This window comes from Glutamicibacter sp. NPDC087583, assembly GCF_044743685.1.
Lineage (GTDB): Bacteria > Actinomycetota > Actinomycetes > Actinomycetales > Micrococcaceae > Glutamicibacter.
The window spans coordinates 251,631-269,193 of the sequence record NZ_JBIUWY010000003.1 but is presented as its reverse complement, the minus strand read 5'-3'; the positions used below and the strand labels follow the sequence as shown (position 1 = coordinate 269,193).

General features: G+C 60.9%; 14 protein-coding genes. 8 read left to right on the top strand and 6 right to left on the bottom strand.

Annotation, left to right across the window (positions count from 1 at the left end):
- Window positions 1–78 precede the first annotated feature (78 nt).
- Genes ACIOU9_RS10420 through ACIOU9_RS10390 form a run of 7 tightly spaced genes read left to right on the top strand, consistent with a single transcriptional unit; the run spans window position 79 to window position 5,590 of the window.
- Complete coding sequence (locus ACIOU9_RS10420; protein WP_105656184.1) at window positions 79–777, top strand: GntR family transcriptional regulator; 699 nt, start codon at window positions 79–81, stop codon at window positions 775–777.
- Window positions 778–807: 30 nt separating this feature from the next.
- Window positions 808–1,476: an amino acid synthesis family protein gene (locus ACIOU9_RS10415; protein WP_105656183.1), complete on the top strand. Its 669-nt coding sequence runs from the start codon at window positions 808–810 to the stop codon at window positions 1,474–1,476.
- Window positions 1,473–2,024, top strand: coding sequence for an amino acid synthesis family protein (locus tag ACIOU9_RS10410; RefSeq protein WP_133834116.1), 552 nt, complete (start codon window positions 1,473–1,475; stop codon window positions 2,022–2,024). The genes ACIOU9_RS10415 and ACIOU9_RS10410 overlap by 4 nt, the downstream gene beginning before the upstream one ends.
- Window positions 2,025–2,058: 34 nt before the next feature.
- Window positions 2,059–2,811: an alpha/beta fold hydrolase gene (locus ACIOU9_RS10405; RefSeq protein ID WP_402696856.1), complete on the top strand. Its 753-nt coding sequence runs from the start codon at window positions 2,059–2,061 to the stop codon at window positions 2,809–2,811.
- Entirely contained in the window at window positions 2,808–4,292 is a 1,485-nt protein-coding gene (locus tag ACIOU9_RS10400; RefSeq protein ID WP_133834118.1) for an aldehyde dehydrogenase, read from the top strand. Before ACIOU9_RS10405 ends, ACIOU9_RS10400 begins: the two co-directional genes overlap by 4 nt.
- A gap of 14 nt (window positions 4,293–4,306) precedes the next feature.
- Window positions 4,307–4,513, top strand: a complete 207-nt coding sequence (locus ACIOU9_RS10395) for a tautomerase family protein (RefSeq protein WP_286172207.1) — start codon at window positions 4,307–4,309, stop codon at window positions 4,511–4,513.
- A gap of 30 nt (window positions 4,514–4,543) precedes the next feature.
- On the top strand, window positions 4,544–5,590 hold the full coding sequence (locus ACIOU9_RS10390) for an LLM class flavin-dependent oxidoreductase (RefSeq protein WP_133834120.1): 1,047 nt from the start codon (window positions 4,544–4,546) through the stop codon (window positions 5,588–5,590).
- A 68-nt stretch (window positions 5,591–5,658) separates the two neighbouring features.
- Here ACIOU9_RS10390 and ACIOU9_RS10385 read toward each other — a convergent pair whose 3' ends face one another.
- Window positions 5,659–6,444 carry a VOC family protein gene (locus ACIOU9_RS10385; protein ID WP_105656177.1) on the bottom strand — a complete coding sequence of 262 codons (786 nt, stop codon included), beginning with the start codon at window positions 6,442–6,444 and terminating at the stop codon, window positions 5,659–5,661.
- Window positions 6,445–6,635: 191 nt separating this feature from the next.
- Here ACIOU9_RS10385 and ACIOU9_RS10380 point away from each other — a divergent pair, with 191 nt between their 5' ends.
- Window positions 6,636–8,195: a long-chain fatty acid--CoA ligase gene (locus ACIOU9_RS10380; RefSeq protein ID WP_402696854.1), complete on the top strand. Its 1,560-nt coding sequence runs from the start codon at window positions 6,636–6,638 to the stop codon at window positions 8,193–8,195.
- Window positions 8,196–8,201: 6 nt separating this feature from the next.
- Here ACIOU9_RS10380 and ACIOU9_RS10375 read toward each other — a convergent pair whose 3' ends face one another.
- The 5 genes from ACIOU9_RS10375 to ACIOU9_RS10355 form a co-directional block, all read right to left on the bottom strand.
- Window positions 8,202–8,996, bottom strand: coding sequence for an enoyl-CoA hydratase/isomerase family protein (locus tag ACIOU9_RS10375; RefSeq protein WP_133834123.1), 795 nt, complete (start codon window positions 8,994–8,996; stop codon window positions 8,202–8,204).
- Window positions 8,997–9,108: 112 nt separating this feature from the next.
- Entirely contained in the window at window positions 9,109–13,674 is a 4,566-nt protein-coding gene (locus ACIOU9_RS10370) for an alpha-L-arabinofuranosidase C-terminal domain-containing protein (RefSeq protein WP_332499391.1), read from the bottom strand.
- Between the two features lie 217 nt (window positions 13,675–13,891).
- Window positions 13,892–14,881 (bottom strand): galactofuranose ABC transporter, permease protein YjfF, encoded by a 990-nt coding sequence (gene yjfF / locus ACIOU9_RS10365; RefSeq protein ID WP_105656174.1) that lies wholly within the window; start codon window positions 14,879–14,881, stop codon window positions 13,892–13,894.
- Entirely contained in the window at window positions 14,878–15,900 is a 1,023-nt protein-coding gene (locus tag ACIOU9_RS10360) for an ABC transporter permease (protein ID WP_133834125.1), read from the bottom strand. Before ACIOU9_RS10360 ends, yjfF begins: the two co-directional genes overlap by 4 nt.
- Window positions 15,897–17,477, bottom strand: coding sequence for a sugar ABC transporter ATP-binding protein (locus ACIOU9_RS10355; protein ID WP_402696851.1), 1,581 nt, complete (start codon window positions 17,475–17,477; stop codon window positions 15,897–15,899). Before ACIOU9_RS10355 ends, ACIOU9_RS10360 begins: the two co-directional genes overlap by 4 nt.
- Between the last annotated feature and the right edge of the window lie 86 nt (window positions 17,478–17,563).

Here is a 17,563-nt window from a genome sequence, read left to right as displayed (position 1 = left end):
TCTCTTAAATTTGGCGGATTCAAGGCGATTGCTTGAATTTCTGTTGCATACAAGAGAATCTATGGATAGAGTTCTTGTATGCAAGAGAGTTCAAGCGTGGAATCAAAAACCAGGAGCACCCCGGAGACGCCGTTGCTGGGCCGGCTCCGTCAAATGATCGTCACTGGAGTTGTTCAACCCGGAGACCTATTGGCAGAGACAGCCCTGGCGCAAGACTTCGAGGTCAGCCGTACTCCAATTCGAGAAGCATTGAAGCAGCTGGAGCGCGAGGGCCTAGTTGAGGTGCGTTCGCGGGTTGGAACATTCGTCAGGAAGCCCACCCAGCGCGAAATTCACGAGATGTTTTCCCTGAAGGAGGCCTTCGAGGGACTAGCCGCTGGCCTGCTGGCCAGACGTGGAGCCGTACCTGAATTGGAGCAGCTCAAGGAAAACGTTGCACGCAGCCAACGGGCCGTCGAGCGCGGCGACGCGGAACTCTATTCGCAACTGGTCCATGAATTCCACAGCACGTTGGTTGCCGGGGCTGACAACAGGAAGCTCACCGAGCACTATGACCTGTTGATGAACCAGCTGGCCTACCATCGCATCGTTTCGCAGACCCTGAGCTTGCCCGGGCGCTTGCAGAATTCGAAGGACGAGCACCAGGCAATCATCGACGCCATCAGCTCCAAAGATCCGTTGGCCGCAGAACTTGTGATGCGCAGGCATGTTGCCGCATCAAGCCAGTCGGCGGCCCTGGCCGCAATGAAAGAAGAAGACGAAGAACAACCGGGTTAGCCCCAAAAAAGCCATGCAAAGGAATACCAGATGAATTCTCCACTGGCCCAGCCGCCTCAGCTCATTGATTTGAGCACCCGATCAACGCTCGAAGACTACCAGGATTTGGCCCAGGCCATTGGTTTGCGCAAAATCTCGTGCACGGTGGAAGAAGTTCCCCACCACGAATTAGGCAGCATCACCCGCGCGACCGCCACCGCAGTCATCCCCAATCCTTGGCTCGGCACTGGAACGTCGCAAGATTTATCCGAGCGGACCGAGGCCATCGCCCCATTGCTCGCCAAGCTGCTGTCGGATCGCCTGCTCAATGCCCTGGGCGGAGCCGAACAAGTTGAAGCTTTCGGCAAGGCCGCATTGGTTGGCAGCGATGGGGAATTGGAGCATGCCGGAGCGCTGATCCACACCCCGTTCTTCGGCAACCTGCTGCGCGAAGCCCTCGGCGGCACCTCGATCATCTGCTTTGTCGACGGCCGCGGCGTTCCTGGTGAATCCCTGCGAGTACCGATGTGGCATAAGACCGCAGCTGCCACCCGAACCCACTACCAGACCCTGGAGCTGTCCTTGCCCGATGCCCCGCATGCTGGCGAGATCGCGGTCATTGCCGCGGCATCAAGCGGCCCCCGGCCACATGCACGCATCGGCGATCGAACCACCGACCGAACGGTCACTTCCGAAATACTGAAGGGAATACAACTATGAACTACCGCAAACTGGTAACCATCGTCGAGGAAATTGCCACAGAGGGCGGACGCCCGGTGGATCCGGTAGCCCGCGTGGTCATTGTCGCCGCCGTATTCGACAACCCGTGGGCAGGGCAAGGATTCGTCGAGGACTTGAACCCGGGAATCGACTCGGTCGCCTCGGACCTCGGAGCGCTGCTGGCACCGCGGGTCATCGAAGCGCTGGGCGCCCCGCTCCAGGCCTATGGCAAGGCTGCAATCGTCGGCCTTGACGGTGAAGTCGAGCACGGCTCGGCCCTGATCCACACCCTGAAATTCGGCAACCACTTCCGCGACGCAGCCAAGGCCACCACCTTGCTGCCGGCCGTGGAAAAGCGCGGACAGGCCGGAGTGCAGTTCGACATCCCGCTCAAGCATTTCACCGATGCCACGATCCGCTCGCACCACCAGAGCGTCGAGGCCAGGATCGCCGATGCTCCGCATCCTGGCGAAATCCTGATCGCCCTGGCCGGCGCAACCCGTGGCCGGCCGCAGGAACGCCTGGCCCCGCTGTCCACCGAACAGTAGCAGAGCGCATCAGCCGGAACGGAGCGAAGCACGCATGACAAGCACGAAGCAGCCATTGGTTGTCCTCCTGCATGGAGTCGGATTGGACCGGACCATGTGGAAGCCGCTGCGCGAGCAGCTGGCGCACGAATCAGTGGCCCTGGACCTGCCTGGGCACGGGTTACGCCCGCCCCTGCGCAGCGAGCAGAATCTGGCGAGCTTGGCCGCCGATGTGCTCGAACGCCTTGAAACTCGCGAGCCTGTGCATCTTGTGGGATTCTCGCTCGGTGCCTTGGTTGCCCAGTACCTTGCGCGCTTCGCTCCCGGGCGCGTGCTGACCTTGTCTGCGGTGAACTCCGTATGCCGGCGCACCGCCGAAGAGTCGACCGCGGTGGAAGAGCGCCTGGCTACCGCCGGCACGAACTTCTCCCAGGGAGTGGACCGCGCCATCGAACGCTGGTTCCCGGCCGCGGCCACCACGGTGGACGCGCAGCTCATCGAGGCTACGCGCCAAACTATGGCGGGCAACGATCTCGAATCCTATCTGCACGCCTACGCGGTTTTCGCCTGCGGTGACCAGGAGATTGCCGGCGAACTCGATGCGATCAAGCAGCCGACACTGGCCATCACCGGCGAGCTGGATCCCGGATCGACCCCGGAAATGTCCCGCCGGCTGGTTGCCGCTGTGCCGCAGGGGCGGCTGCGCATCATCCCCGGAGCACGGCATATGCTTCCGGTCGAGAATCCGCTGGCCTTGGCCGCGGAATTGAACAGTTTTTTCAGCGATAACGAAGGGAAACAGGCATGAGCGAGCGTTACATGCATTTCATCAACGGAGAGCACATCGCTCCCAGCGAAGACCGTTTCTTCACCAGCTCCAACCCGGCAACCCTCGAAGATCTTTACGAGGCCGCGCGCGGCAATGCTGAAGATGTGGACCGTGCTGTCAAAGCCGCCCATAAGGCATTCTCCGCGCCCTCGTGGAGCGCCCTGAGCGCCACCGCCCGTGGACATCTGCTGCGCCGCCTAGGCGATCTAATCGGTGAGAATGCCGAGAAGTTGGCCCGCTACGAATCCTTGGACAACGGCAAGCTGCTGCGCGAAATGCGGGGCCAGCTGGCCACCCTGCCGGAGTACCTCTACTACTATGCCGGGCTGGCCGACAAAGTGCAGGGTTCCCAGATCCCAAGCATGAATCCGGCGATTCTAAACTACACCCAGCGCGAAGCGCTCGGCGTGGTCGGGGCTATCACCCCGTGGAACTCGCCTCTGACTTTGACCACTTCGAAGATCGCCCCTGCGCTGGCTGCCGGGAACACTGTGGTGATCAAGCCCAGCGAATACACCTCGCGCACGGTGCTGCTGCTGGCTGAGCTGGCTGAGCAGGCCGGATTCCCTCCGGGCGTCATCAACGTGGTCACCGGGTTCGGGGCCGAGGCCGGCGCGGCGCTAGTCAGCCACCCACTGCTGGCCAAGATCTCCTTCACTGGTTCTACGGCCACCGGCTCGAAGATCGCCGCCGAGGCGGCCGGCCGCTTCATCGGCTGCACCTTGGAGCTGGGTGGCAAGAGCCCGAACATCGTCTTCGACGACGCCAACGTCGCCAACGCGGCTATGGGCGTGGTGGCCGGCATCTACGCCGCGGCCGGCCAGACCTGCATTGCCGGCAGCCGGGTCTTCGCCCACAAGTCTGTCTACGACGAGCTGCTGGAACGGGTTACCGAACGTGCCAAGTCCATTGTCATCGGAGACCCGCTCTTGGATGCCACCGAGCTAGGCCCGCTGGCGTTCGCCGACCAATTGGAAAAGGTCGCTTCCTATGTGAAGATCGGCGCAGACGAGGGCGCCAAAGTACTGGCCGGCGGCACCCGCCCCGAAGGCCTGGACCTGCCGGGCTACTATTTCTCCCCCACTGTGCTCACCGACGTCAATAACGACATGCGCGTGGTCCGCGAGGAGATCTTCGGCCCGGTGGCTGCGATCATGCCCTTCGAGCACGAAGACGAGCTGCTGTCCATGGCCAATGACACCGAGTACGGGCTGGCCGCCGGCGTGTGGACGCAGAACCTTGCCCGCGCCCATCGCATGGCCCGGAGGCTGGAGGCCGGCACGATCTGGGTGAACACCTACCGCGCGATGTCCCCGATGTCCCCTCGCCAAGGCTTCAAGAACTCGGGCGTCGGCATCGAGCACGGCCTCGAATCCATGAACGAATACACCCGCCTCAAGAGCGTATGGATCAACACGGACGAGTCCCCCGTCGCAGATCCGTTTGTGATGCGCGGCTAAGGAAAGGGAGCCCCATGCCACTGATCGATGTATCCATTGCCAAGGGCCGCAGTTCCCAGCAGCTGCGCGCCCTGATCGACGCCTTGCACCGGGCCGCCGAAGAAACCGTTGATGCGGCCCCCGAAAACATCACGGTCATCGTGCGCGAAGTCGATCATGAGCATTGGTCCCGGACCAATCAAACCATCGCCGAACGCAACAGCACCCAGGCAACTGCCTAAGGGCAGCAGAGCAACGAAAGAAGGACAGATATGCGCTTTTCACTGTTCATCCACATGGAACGCTATGACGACTCGATCAGCCACGCACAGCATTTCGAGAACCTCGTCGAACTGACTCAAATGGCCGAAGCCGGTGGCTTCTCCACAGTCTGGATCGGCGAACACCACTCGATGGAATACACCGTCTCCCCGAACCCGATCCCGCAGCTTGCTTACCTCGCGGCTCGGACCTCCACGATCCGGCTCGGAGCCGGCACCATCATCGCACCATTCTGGAACCCGATCCGAGCAGCCGGCGAACTCGCGCTGCTCGATGTCATCAGCAATGGCCGTGCCGAATTAGGCGTGGCACGCGGTGCCTACCAATTCGAATTCGATCGCATGACCGATGGCATGAAGGCCACCGACGGCGGTGCCTCCATGCAGGAGCTCATCCCCGCAGTCAAGAAGCTGTGGGAGGGAGATTACGCCCACGACGGTGAAGTCTGGCAGTTCCCGACGTCCACCTCGGTGCCCAAGCCAACACAAAAGCAGATCCCTGTCTGGGTTGCCGCCCGCAGCCCCGAGTCGCACGAGTATGCTGTGGCCAACGGGTGCCATGTCATGGTGACTCCGCTGATGAAGGGCGACGAAGAAGTCGAATCATTAGTCCAGAAGTACGAAGCCGCCATCGCTGCCCACCCGGAGGTGAAACAGCGCCCTGACATCATGGTGCTTCGCCACACTTATCTGCACTCCGCCAACGAGCCAGAGGCCTGGCGCCCTGCTGCCGAAGGCATCAACAAGTTCTACCGCACCTTCGATGCGGTCTTCGGCAACAAGGTGGAGCCGGTCAACGGATTCATCGATCCCAGCCCGGAGGAGAAGTTCTCTGAACGCGAGGAGTTCACGCCTGAGTCCCTGCACCGCACCGCAATGATCGGCACGCCGGACGTGGTTGTTGAGCGCCTGCGCCGCTACGAAGATCTGGGCGTCAGCGAATACAGCTTCTGGAGCGACAACGCCCTGAGCCACGAGGAAAAGAAACGCTCGCTGAAGTTGTTCATTGACGAAGTTGTGCCGAATTTCGTGAAGTAGGCTGCGAAGGACCAGCCCGAACCGAGGCCGCCGTGCATCCGATTTTTCGGTGCCGGCGGCCTTTGCCGTCAGGCTTCAGATTCCTGTTTGCGCGACGGAGCGATGATCGCGAACTCTGCGCCGGTGACGTCGCTGAGCACGGCCATGCGGCCAAAGTAGGAATCATGGGGCTCATGGATGATCGTGCCGCCGAGCTTCTCGGCGAGCGCCACGGTCTGTTCGGCATCCGCCACCGCGAAGTAAGCGCGCCAACCGGCCTTGGAATCCGGATAGCTGGAGATGTCGAAGATTCCGGCCACCGCCTCGGAACCTTGGCCGTAGGTGTGGTAGCGGAATTCGTCCGTGTCCGAGACCGGGGACAGGCACCAGCCCAGTGCTACACGGTAGAAGCGGGCCACCGCCTCGAAGTGCCTGGTGTGCAGCTCGTTCCAGATGCGGGTGCCCGGTGCGCGGCTGGCGGTTGTGTCTGCTGATTGGAATGCCTGGAAGAGTCCAACGCCGGTTCCCGCTGGGTCCCCGATGATGGCCATGGTTCCCTGGCCGGGAATGTCGATGGGCTTGAGATAGACCTTGCCGCCGTGCATTTTGGTGGCATAGGCGGCGGCGTGCACATCGGTCACATTCAGGTAGGTGGTCCAGGCATCTTGCACCTCGGAATCCGGGTCATTGGCAATGAAGCCGGTGGCCATTTCCCCGTTGAGGTAGACCTCGGCATATCCCTCGTCGCGGGTTTCCTCGTCATGGCGGACTTCCCAACCGAAAAGCTGCCCGTAGAACTGCGTGGAGCCCTCCATGTCGCTGGTGAGCAAATCGACCCAGCACGGCTCGGCTCGAGGATCCTTTGGTGCCGGCATCGCTTCCCCATTCCACAATTCATCCAGCTCGTTTGGGCTGAGTCTATGTCCTTTTTACCCAGATCAGCAACGGAAATTTTCCATTGTTCAAGATATTTCGAAACTCAATACCTCGTACTGAACCGCAGTTCCAATATGGTTTAATGTGACACAACACACAATGCACTGCTGGGCGACCCGAGGAGTTCACCATGAGCGTTTCCACATCCAATCTCACTGTTTCAGTGGCGGCCATCCTCGCAGAAGGGGCTGCCCGCTACGGCGAGCTGAACGCCATCACCGTCGATGGTCGCAGCACCACCTATGAGCAGCTGTGGGAGCAGGCCCGGGAATACGCCGGAGCCCTGCAAGCCCAAGGCATCGAGGCGGGCGACCGGGTGGCCTTGCTCATTCCCAACGTCACGGACTTCGCCCGCGCCTACTACGCGGTTCTGGCCCTGGGCGCCGTGGCGGTACCGGTCCACGCGCTGCTCAAGGCGCGCGAGATCTCCTACATCCTGGAGGATTCCGAAACCAAGCTGATGATCTGCGCCGCACCGCTGCTCGCAGAAGGAGCAGCGGGGGCCGCCGCTTCCGGGGTGCCGGTGCTCAGCGTGCTGGCTCCGGAGGAATCGGGCGCAATCCGGTTGGAAGACCTGGCCCGGAACGCCGCGCCGATTGGCACCTACCTGCCGCGCCGCCCCGAAGACCTGGCCACGATCCTGTACACCTCGGGCACCACCGGCAAGCCCAAGGGTGCGCTGGGCACGCATCTGGCGTTGATCGAGCAGACCCACACCACGTTGCTGAACACCATGGAATTGCGCCGCGGCGACAAGCTCTTCGGCGGGTTGCCGCTGTTCCACACCTTCGGCCAGACCTGCGTGCTCAATACCGGGCTGCGGGTGGGGGCCGAGGTCATGCTGTTACCCAAATTCACCGCCGAAGGGGCCCTGGAACTGTTGCTGGAGGCTGGCATCGACGTCTTCTTCGGGGTGCCCACGATGTATGTGGCCCTGCTCGAAGCGGGCAAGCAGCGCGAAGGGATGCCGGAAAAACTGCGCTACGCCATTTCCGGAGGGGCCTCGCTTCCGGTATCCATCCTCACCGCCTTCGAGCAGCGCTTCGGCGCGCGGATCCACGAGGGCTACGGGCTGACCGAGACCTCTCCGGTGGCTTGCTTCAACCATGTGGGCGTCGACCCGCGGCCCGGGACCGTGGGCACCCCGGTCTGGGGCGTGGATGTGGAAATCGCCGACCCTGCCTGCCCCGATGAAATCCGGCTGCTGCCGCGCGGGGAGCTGGGCGAGCTGGTGGTGCGCGGGCACAACTTGTTCTCCGGCTACCTGAACCGGCCCGAGGCCACGGCCGAAGCAGTGGTTGATGGCTGGTTCCGCACCGGGGATCTGGGGACCAAGGACGAGGATGGCTACCTGCGCATCCTGGACCGGACCAAGGACATGATCCTGCGCAACGGCTACAACGTGTACCCGCGCGAAATCGAAGAGGTACTGGTTTCCCATCCGGAGATTTCCAATGCCGCCGTGTACGGGGTGCCGCACGAAACCCACGGACAGGAGATTGCCGCCTCGGTGACCTTGGAGGCCGGCTCCACGCTGGGCGCGCAGGAGCTGGTGGCGTGGGCCAGCAAGCAGATGGCCGCGTACAAGTATCCGCGGCTGATCGAGATCGTCCAGGAATTCCCGCTGGGTCCCAGCGGGAAGATCCTCAAGCGCGAACTGGTTGCGCAGTTCACTGCCCAGCAGGACTAGCGAACACTACTGGGGCAGTCCACCGTAATCCGGTGTGCGGCGTGAGTAGAACGCGGATCTGCCTTCGGCCAGGTCCGCGTTCGCCCCGTTCTCTTCCCACATCGCTTCCCACCAGCCCTCGGTGGCTTCTCCCTGGCGCACCAAGTTGATTGCCTCATTGGTGCGCGCAATGGAATACGGCGAGTTCGCCGCCAGCTTGCCCAGCAATGCGGCCAGCTCTTCGTCGAGCTGCCCCTGGGCAATCACCCGGGTGAACATGCCCCAGCGCTCCGCCTCGGCAATGGAAATCTCCGCGCCGGAAAACAGCAGGTACTTGGCCCGGTGCTCCCCCACGGTACGCACCAGCCGTTCGATGCCCGGGCGCGGGAAAACCAACCCGATTCTCGCTGGGGTGATCGCCAGGCGCACGTTATCCGAGGCCAACTGGATATCGCAGGCCGAGGCCAGCTGCCAGGCCCCGCCAAAGCAATTACCTTCCACCACCGCGATGGTGGTCTTCGGGCAGCCCACGATGATCTTGTCGAGCAGGTCGAAATGGTTGATCAGCTCGCCGTCCGCGTCCCGGTCGAAGAGCACCTGGTCCATCTCGTCGATGGCAATTCCAGCGCAGAAGTTCGCCGCAGCGCCGCGAACCACAATGGAACTGACCTCGTCGTTGGTCGAAAGGCCGGCAAAGGCGCCCACCAGCTGCAGGCACATGTCCTTGGTGAGCGCGTTGAGTTGGCCCGGGTTATCCAGCAGCACCACGGCAGTGGACCCGGCTATTTCTACGCTGACCCGTGCTTCATTGTCCTTGCCCATCAGGTTCCTCCCAGTCGCGTGCAAGCCGCAGAAGTTTTAGAGGCAATAGCAATGCCCCCACTTCGCAATCTATCGCGAAATGGGGGCAAGCTGTTGTCCAGGCTGGAAACTATTACTTCCCGGCCATCCTGAGGAAGGTTACCGAATAGGCCGGGACCTCATAGGTCAGGCCATGCTCGCCAGACTGCAGTTCAAAGTCCCTCGGTACTACATTTGCCGGGTCTTCTTTGGTGTTCTGCGCTTCCGGCTCAGCCACCAATTCGGTGCCTTCGACCTTCGAACCCACCTCAAGATCATCAACCTCGATCCGTGCCGCCGATGCGTGGCCGGTGGGATTGACCAGCTTGACGATCAGCTCGTTGCTCTCCGTATCGCGGGTGACCACCTGGTACAGGGCCTTGGCCGCCGGTTCGGTGTACTCGAATTGGAATTGCCCATCCAGGTACAGCTTGATGGTGTCCCCGTCGAGAACGATCTTGACTTGATAGTCTCTTCCGGTTTCGAGACTCACATTGGGACCGGCTGCGACTTCGCCTTGCCGAGCGCCATCAGCGCGTTCCAGGACCGAACGGGTATTGCCCCAGCCTCCAAGGTTCCACCAATAGAATTCATCAGCGGCTCCAGCGGCAAACCCGATCAGGAAGCCTTCCTGGCCAGCTTCCTTGCGCGCGGTCAGTTCAACTGTGTAGTTGTTCCAGTCTTTGCCGTAGGCCCCTTTAATAAGGCTCCTGCCATCCTCGGTGCTCTCGTCTGATTGCACGTATTTGCCGTCTTCAACTGCCCATGAGCCTCCTTGGGCTTCCCACGAAGACGCATCCGCGAAGTCATCGGAGAATAGGGTTTCGCCGGTGCCATTGGAAGTGACTCGAAGGTCGTCATAGGCCGTCTCGGTGAGCCAGCTGCTCAGGAACACCCCACCTGAAAGATCTGCCGAGGCAGCTCCCTGGCCGCTCAGGGTGGAAGGCACTACCTGCTGTCCGACGTTGTTCATCCATAGTTTCTGGTTGTAGTAGTTCACCGATCCCCAGGATTCGTCATTGTCGAACCACATCATGTCCGGCGCCCACTGGACATAGTCTTCATTGGCGAACATGGGAGCATAGGATGCCATTTTGACGACGTCGGCATTGCGTTCCAGACCGGTCATGTAGGCAGCTTCTGATAGCGCGTTGGCGAAGCTGTTGCCCCTCGATGCGTACTCGCCGAGAAACACTTCAGGACCCGTGCGATCGTAGGAATCGTAGCGTTCGTCGTTCCCCAGGAACCAGGACGGATCGTTATAGTAGTGCTCGTCGACCATGTCCACGTTTTGTTCCTTGTTGAATTTCCACAATTCCTCGAAGCGGGTTCCTGAGTCGTCGGGACCGCTATTGGAAATGATGGTGATCTCCGGATGCTGCTCTGCGAGCGCAACGCGGAACTTTGGGAAATTCGCTTCGAAAGTCTTGGTAACTTCCTCATTGCCCAGGCCAATGTACTTGATCCCGAACGGCTCTGGGTGGCCCAATTCAGCTCGTTTGGCGCCCCAGGTTGTCTCGGTGCTGCCATTGGCGAACTCGATCAGGTCCACGGTGTCCTGCACCCAACGCTGGATACGCTGCGCATCGGTCATCTCCGGGATCTTGGACCCGCAGCCATTGGCTCCGACCGAAACCACCGGCAGCGCGGTGGCGCCCAGATCTTCGGCCCATTTCAGGTACTCCAAATACCCGATTCCGTAGGACTGGTTGTAGCCCCAGAAGTTCCAGTTTGCCGGACGCGATTCAACGGGACCGATCGTTTCCTTCCACTGGAAAGTCCGCTGCCGGTCCTGCCCATCGGACTGTACGTAGGTGTCGAAGGTTCCAACATTGGTGACGCAGCCGCCAGGGAAACGCAGGAAGCTCGGGTTCAATTCAGCAACTTTTTCGGCCAGATCCTTGCGCAATACAGATTTGCCATTCACCGGTCCCACCCATGTGTCTTGGGGAAACAAGGAAACCATATCCAGCTTGATCGAGCCGGCCGCGGTGGCGGCCAGGGATAGCCGAGCCGCATCGGAAGTTGCATTGGCCTTGAGCGACGCTTCGTACTTCTTCCATTCGTTGCCGCCATCCACGTGCACGGTGGCGTTGCCGATGACCTTGGATCCGTCAGCGCTGGTGAGCTTCACTTCCAGATCCTGGCCCTTTTCTGCCCGGGCGAAGACGCTGAAGTCGTAGCTGCTCCCCCGCTTCACGGCGACTCCGTTGTTGTACGAGGCGTTTTCCACTCCATCGCCCTTGGCTGCAGCGTCCAGTTCCAGGTAGGAGCGGTTCGCCTCATTGAGCCACTGGCCACGCTCGGATTTCACGTTGAGGCTTGCTCCGCCTAATGCCTTCCAACCGGTTAGCGGGGTGAAGTCCTTATTGTCCGAATCATTGAATTCAAAAGAACGGTTCCGGATCAGCTCGGCATAGAGGCCTCCATCGGCTGCATAGTTAATGTCCTCGTAGAATGCCCCGTACATGGTTTCGCTAATCTCATGCAAGGTGCCGTCTCCATCGATGTTCAGGACCTGGTTTCCCAGTTCTCCCGAGCCCAGCTTGAAGTTCACCGCATCGGTTTTGCTGCCCAGCCGCAACGATCCATTCTTATGGCGCACGACCCATGCCGAATTCTCGTCAACGCTCTGCGCCAGTCGGATCTTCAGCTTGCCACCGCCGGCACCGACCATTCGCCAAGCCGTCTGCTCCCCTGGAATCAGCTGAAGCTTCTGGCCCTTGATGCCGAGGTTTCCGGCCTCCGATGACAGGATGAGCGAGTGCTGCCCAGCAGCATCACCGCCAGATGCAGCAGCGGCGGAGAATCGCAGCGCAGATGCCGGCCGGGTTTCCTCCAGGGATAGCCGCTGCTTTTTGTCAGCGACGAGATACCCATGGTCCCCCTGCCCGGTCAGCGTGAATTTCCCTTCAGGAACCAGATCTGTTGGCCCGGATTCGTTGAGCCAGAAACTATCGAACACCGCAGTATGGCTAGTGCCGTTCTGGGCCGCCAAGGCATAAAGACCGACCTGGGTCGCGTTCCACTGCACAGTGAAACTCGCAGCTTCTGCCCATTGCCCTTCCGAGTCCCCGTAATAAACAGTCAGCTCTTTGCCTTTGCGGTCCAATCGCAACCATTCGGTTTTCGATTCGGGGCGCGGTGTATAGCTCGCGCTATAGGTTCCCTCGGATTCCACTGCGCTTTCGATGACTACCGGCCCACCCGGTGCGCTCGATACGTGGGCAAGCCCTGCCCTCACATAATTATCGAAATCACTCCACGCTAGTAGTCCCGCTCCTTGGAAGTCTTGGGAAACCGGTGCAGTCAGGTGGGTAGCAACTGAGAAGTCTCCGGCGGGCACATCGACTAAGAACAAGTTCTTGGCATCATTGGAGTCTTGCCAGGTGTCGCCTCGCTGGGACTCCAGGCGCAGCGCGGAATCTTCCAATTTCCAAGCATCCGCTTGTTCGTTGAGTATCCTGAAACGGCCATCCAGCTCGGACCCTTCAAATCCCTCCTCGAAGGTCCCTTCGGGCAGCTGGGGATCGGGACCAGGAACAACCGGTTCAGGGACTTCGGACCCTTCGCTTGGAGGATACGCCGCGATGAGCGCTTGCTGCTCTTCAGCTGTAATCGGCAAAACTGTTCCGTGACGCGGACTGCTTGGCAGTTTGGCTTCGGGAACGCTGGTCCAGTCGCCGCCAGCAAGGTTCTCGCTCTCGAAGAGCATATAGCCTTGGCCACCGTGATAGGACGGCTGGTCGATCATCAGGTACCAATTATCGTCGGTGAGCGAGGGGAACATGGTTGGCCCTTCGCCAGAGTTGAAAGTTCCTCCCCATGGGTTGGGTTGTCCAATACCGATCTTCTCGGCAATCATGTCCCAGCCATCACCTTCAGTGACACCTTGGGTGCGCAGGAGCTCCGGCGAGGATTCCATGCGCACGCTCATATCGCCTTCATCTTTGGTCAGGCGATAGAAGGAGCCGTCAACTTCAGCGACCGTGGAGTCGATCATGCCCAGCCCAGGACCTTGCCGTTCATCAATCCATACTTCAGGCTCGGAAAAATCGGCAAAATTCGTCGTCGTCGAATACATCATCCGCTGATACGAGTCCTGGATGTTGCGTTCGGCTTCAGGCACATCCTCCGGATACAGCGCCGATGCCCAGTACACAACATACTGCCCGGTGGCTTCATCCCAGTGGGCTTCGGGCGCCCACAAGTTACCGGAGTTCTCCGGTGCCAATTCGACCTCGCGCTGCTCAGACCAGTTGACCAAGTCCGCCGATTCCCAAATCATCAGCGAGTGGCTGCCCGTTTCTTGGGCGTCGCCGAAGCTTCCGCCCCCGTGCATCTTCAGATCGGTAGCCAGGAGATAGTACTTGGAGCCGTCATGGGACCGGATGAGGAAGGGATCCCGAAGCCCCTTGGTACCAAGCTCGGACTCCAGGACCGGTTCGCCGCCATTGAGCGTATACCAGCTGCCGGGATCAGATTCCCGGGAGACGGCGAGATGGATTTTCTCTCCGTCATCGGTGCTCTCGCCGGTGAAATAGGGGAAAACATAGGCCGCATAGTCTTCGCTGGCGGCCTCGCCAAATTCTGTGGTGGCCGCTGGTTGCTGCCAGCTCATTGCGGGCCCGGCAGCCAATGCCGAGCTTGGTATGGACATGGAAACGAGCAGCGCCAAAGGCACGGCCCATCGTTTTTGGGCATGCATCACTTGCTTGAACCTCCGTGAGGTAAGTCGACGTGCTACCGTCGTGATGACGTAGACAGGATCCTGCAAAAGACAATGTCTGCGTTGAACAAAAACCACCTTTGGGTGGCTGGATACGGCCCAGGGCCCGGTACGCTAATACCGGGACCTGGGCCCTTCCCTTCCGGGCTTAATTTCGCCGCAAGGTAAGAATTCGTTGCAAGACCACGAAGATCAGCAGCAAACCGCCGATCACGATCTTGGTCCACCAGGAACTCAAGGTTCCCTCGAAGGTGATGATGGTTTGGATCAGTCCGAGCACCATCACGCCAACCACCGAGCCGAGAATGAAGCCCATGCCGCCGACAAGCAGGGTTCCACCGATAACCACTGCGGCGATCGCGTCGAGCTCCATGCCCACACCGGTCAGCGCATAGCCCGAGCGCGAGAACATGGCGAAGAGGATTCCGCCCAGCGCCGCACAGGTGCCGGAGATGACGTAGACAACCACCTTGGTGCGTGCCACACGCAATCCCATCAGGGTGGCTGATTGCTCGCCGCCGCCCACCGCGTAAACGGTGCGGCCGAAACGGGTGCGGTGCAGCACCCACCAGGACCCGGCAATCACCAGCACGGCGATGACCACGGCGGCGGTCAACCGCCAGCGGCCCGCAGAAACGCCCCAGCTCGACAGAGCCACAAAACCCTCATCGCGGATCGGCACGGATTCCGGGGCGAAGATGAAGCACAGGCCGCGGGCCAAGAACATGCCGGCCAAGGTAGCCACGAAGGGCTGCACCTCGAAGTACTGGATCATCACTCCCATGCCCAGGCCGATGATCGACCCGCTGAGAATCGCGATAGGCAGCACCAGGGACAACGGGATCCCGGCATTGAGCATGGTTGCGGTGATGACCGAGGACAGGGCCAGCACCGCACCGACGGACAGGTCGATGCCGCCGGTGAGAATCACGAACGTCATCCCTGCTGCCAGCACGATCAGGTGGGCATTGTTGATGAACAGGTTGGACAGTACAGCGGGCGAAAGGAAATTCTCGTAGCGCACTCCGCCGATGACTAGCATCAGCCCGAAGACGACCACAGTGCCCAGAACCGGCAGGTAGCGCCGGTCCACATTCAATTTGGATACGGACTTGCGCGGAACACTGAGGATGCTCATGCTCCCACCTCCTGGTAGCGGCGGCGTTCGCGCAAGGAACCGAGCATGGCGCGCAGCCGGGTTGACATCATCAAGGTCACGGCAATGACCACGATGGCTTTGAATAGCGAAGTGACCAGCGGTGAAACGCCCAGAACGGTCACAGCCAGGCTCAGGGTGGTAATGATCAGCACGCCAATCATGGTGCCCGCGAGGTTGAACTTGCCGCCGGCCAGGGACGTGCCGCCGATAACCACGGCGAGAATGGCATCCAGCTCTATGAACAGCCCCGCATTGTTGGCATCAGCGGCCATGGTGTTGCCGGCGAAGATCAGTCCAGCCAGGCCCGATAGCAGGCCGCACAACACATAGACGGTGAATACCAGAGTTCTTGATTTCACCCCTGAAAGCCGGCTGGCTTCCGGGTTGATGCCTACCGCTTCGAGCAGCATGCCCAGCGCAGTACGCCGTACCACGAGGGCCACCACCGCAAACACGCCGTAAGCGATGATCGCGGCCACCGGCAGGCCCAGCACATAGCCCGAGGCCAGTTTGCTGAAAGGTGCGCTATTGACCGTGGTGATCTGGCCGTTGGTGATCAGCATGGCCACACCGCGGCCGGCAGTCATCAGGATCAGCGTGGCGACGATCGGCTGGATGCCGAAGTTCGCCACCAGCACGCCGTTGAATGCGCCGAGGATCAGGCACAGCCCCAAGGCCACGATGACGGCGCCGACGGCTGTACCTGCGGATCCCGGATTGGCCGAGCTGGCGATGAACGTCAGCGCCACGGCTCCGGAGATCGCGACGGTGGCACCCACCGACAGGTCGATGCCGCGGGTGGCGATCACCAGAGTCATGCCCAGGGCAACCAGCAACAGCGGCGAGCTATTGCGCAGGATGTCTATGGGGGCACCGAACAGGTGCCCGTCCAGCACGCTGATGCCCAGGATGTCCGGGCGCTTGATGGTGCAGGCTAGCAGCAGCGCGAGCAGCGCAATCGCTGGCCAAAACAGGCGATGCTTGTAAATACGGGTCATTTGTTTTCTTCCCCGGTGGCGATGATTTCGATCAGGCGTGGCACATCCACATCTGGAGTGCTTGGAATTTCGGCAACCTTGGCGTGATCGCGCATCACAACGATGCGATCCGAGAGGCGCAGGACTTCTTCTAGCTCAGCGGAGATGAAGACCACCGACATGCCCTGTTCAGCTAGTTCGGAGACCAGGTTCATGATTTCGGTCTTCGCGCCGATGTCGATTCCGCGGGTGGGCTCATCGAGGAGCAACAGCTTCGGAGCGGTGGCGAGCCAGCGGGCCAGCAGAACTTTCTGCTGATTCCCGCCCGAGAGGTTCTTGAGCAGGGCGTTCGGATTGGCCGGACGGACGCCCAGTGCCTTGATATAGGCGTCCACGATTTGGGTGGCTTTGGTCTTGGGCAGCGGGCGGATCCATCCGCGCGCTGCCTGCAGGCCGAGGATGATGTTCTCGGCCACGGTCAGCTCGCCCACAACCCCTTCGCCCTTGCGGTCTTCGGATGTGTAGGCGATTTTGCGGCCCAGGGCCTGCCGGGGAGTTCGCAGCTTCACCGGTTTCCCGCCCAGCTTGATCACCCCGTCATCTGCCTTGTCCGCTCCGTAAAGCAGGCGCGCGAGTTCGGTACGGCCTGAGCCCAGCAGGCCGGCCAAGCCGATGACTTCCCCGGGATAGAGGTCCAGATCGAAAGGCTGCACCGCTCCCTTGCGCCCGAGTCCCACTGCCTGCAGCAACGGTTCGGCGTCGGCCGCGCGTTCGGTTGCGGCGGTGCGTTCGTTGGCGCCGCCCACTTGGGCATCGGAGGTGCCAGCGATCATCAGCGAGACCAGTTCACGTTGCGGCAGCTGGTCCTTCTCTCGTTCTTCCACCAATTGCCCGTTGCGCAGCACGGTAATGCGGTCGGCAATGGCGTAGATCTGGTCCAGGAAGTGCGACACGAAGAGGATCGCCACACCATCATCACGCAGCTTCCGCATGACCTCGAAGAGCTGGGCCACCTCGTCGGTATCCAGGCTCGAGGTCGGTTCATCAAGAATCAGCACCTTGGCGTCGACCACCATGGCGCGGCTGATGGCCACCAGCTGCTGGACGGCCAATGAATGGGACCCCAGCGAGCTGGCCGGGTCTATCTTCAGCCCCATCCGCTCCAGATAGGTTTGGGCCTGGCGCCGCATGGTTCGCCAGTCAAGACCACCGAAACGGCGAGGCTCGCTGCCGAGCATGATGTTTTCGGCCACGGTGAGATTGGTGCAAAGATTCACCTCTTGGTACACCGTGGAGATGCCGCGTTCGCGGGCATCGGCGGGGCCGGTGAAGCGGGTGTCGTTGCCGTTGACCGTGATGGTTCCGGAAGCAATCGGATTCACGCCAGTCAGGGCCTTGATCAGGGTAGACTTTCCAGCGCCGTTCTCCCCCATCAGGGCGTGGACTTCACCGGGAAAAAGCCGGAAGCCAACGTTGTCCAATGCTTTGACCCCGGGGAACTCCACGGAAATTCCAGCCATTTGAACGATGGGCTTCGTTGTAGGGGAATGCTGCACGGTGATTTCCTCAGTCCGTGACATGGGTGTTGAATCAATCATTAACTTGCCTCTGCGAGTTGCTTGTCCTGCCACCTGGTGGTGAACCGGCGGGCCAGCTTGTGGCCCGCCGGTTCGTGCTCTTGCCT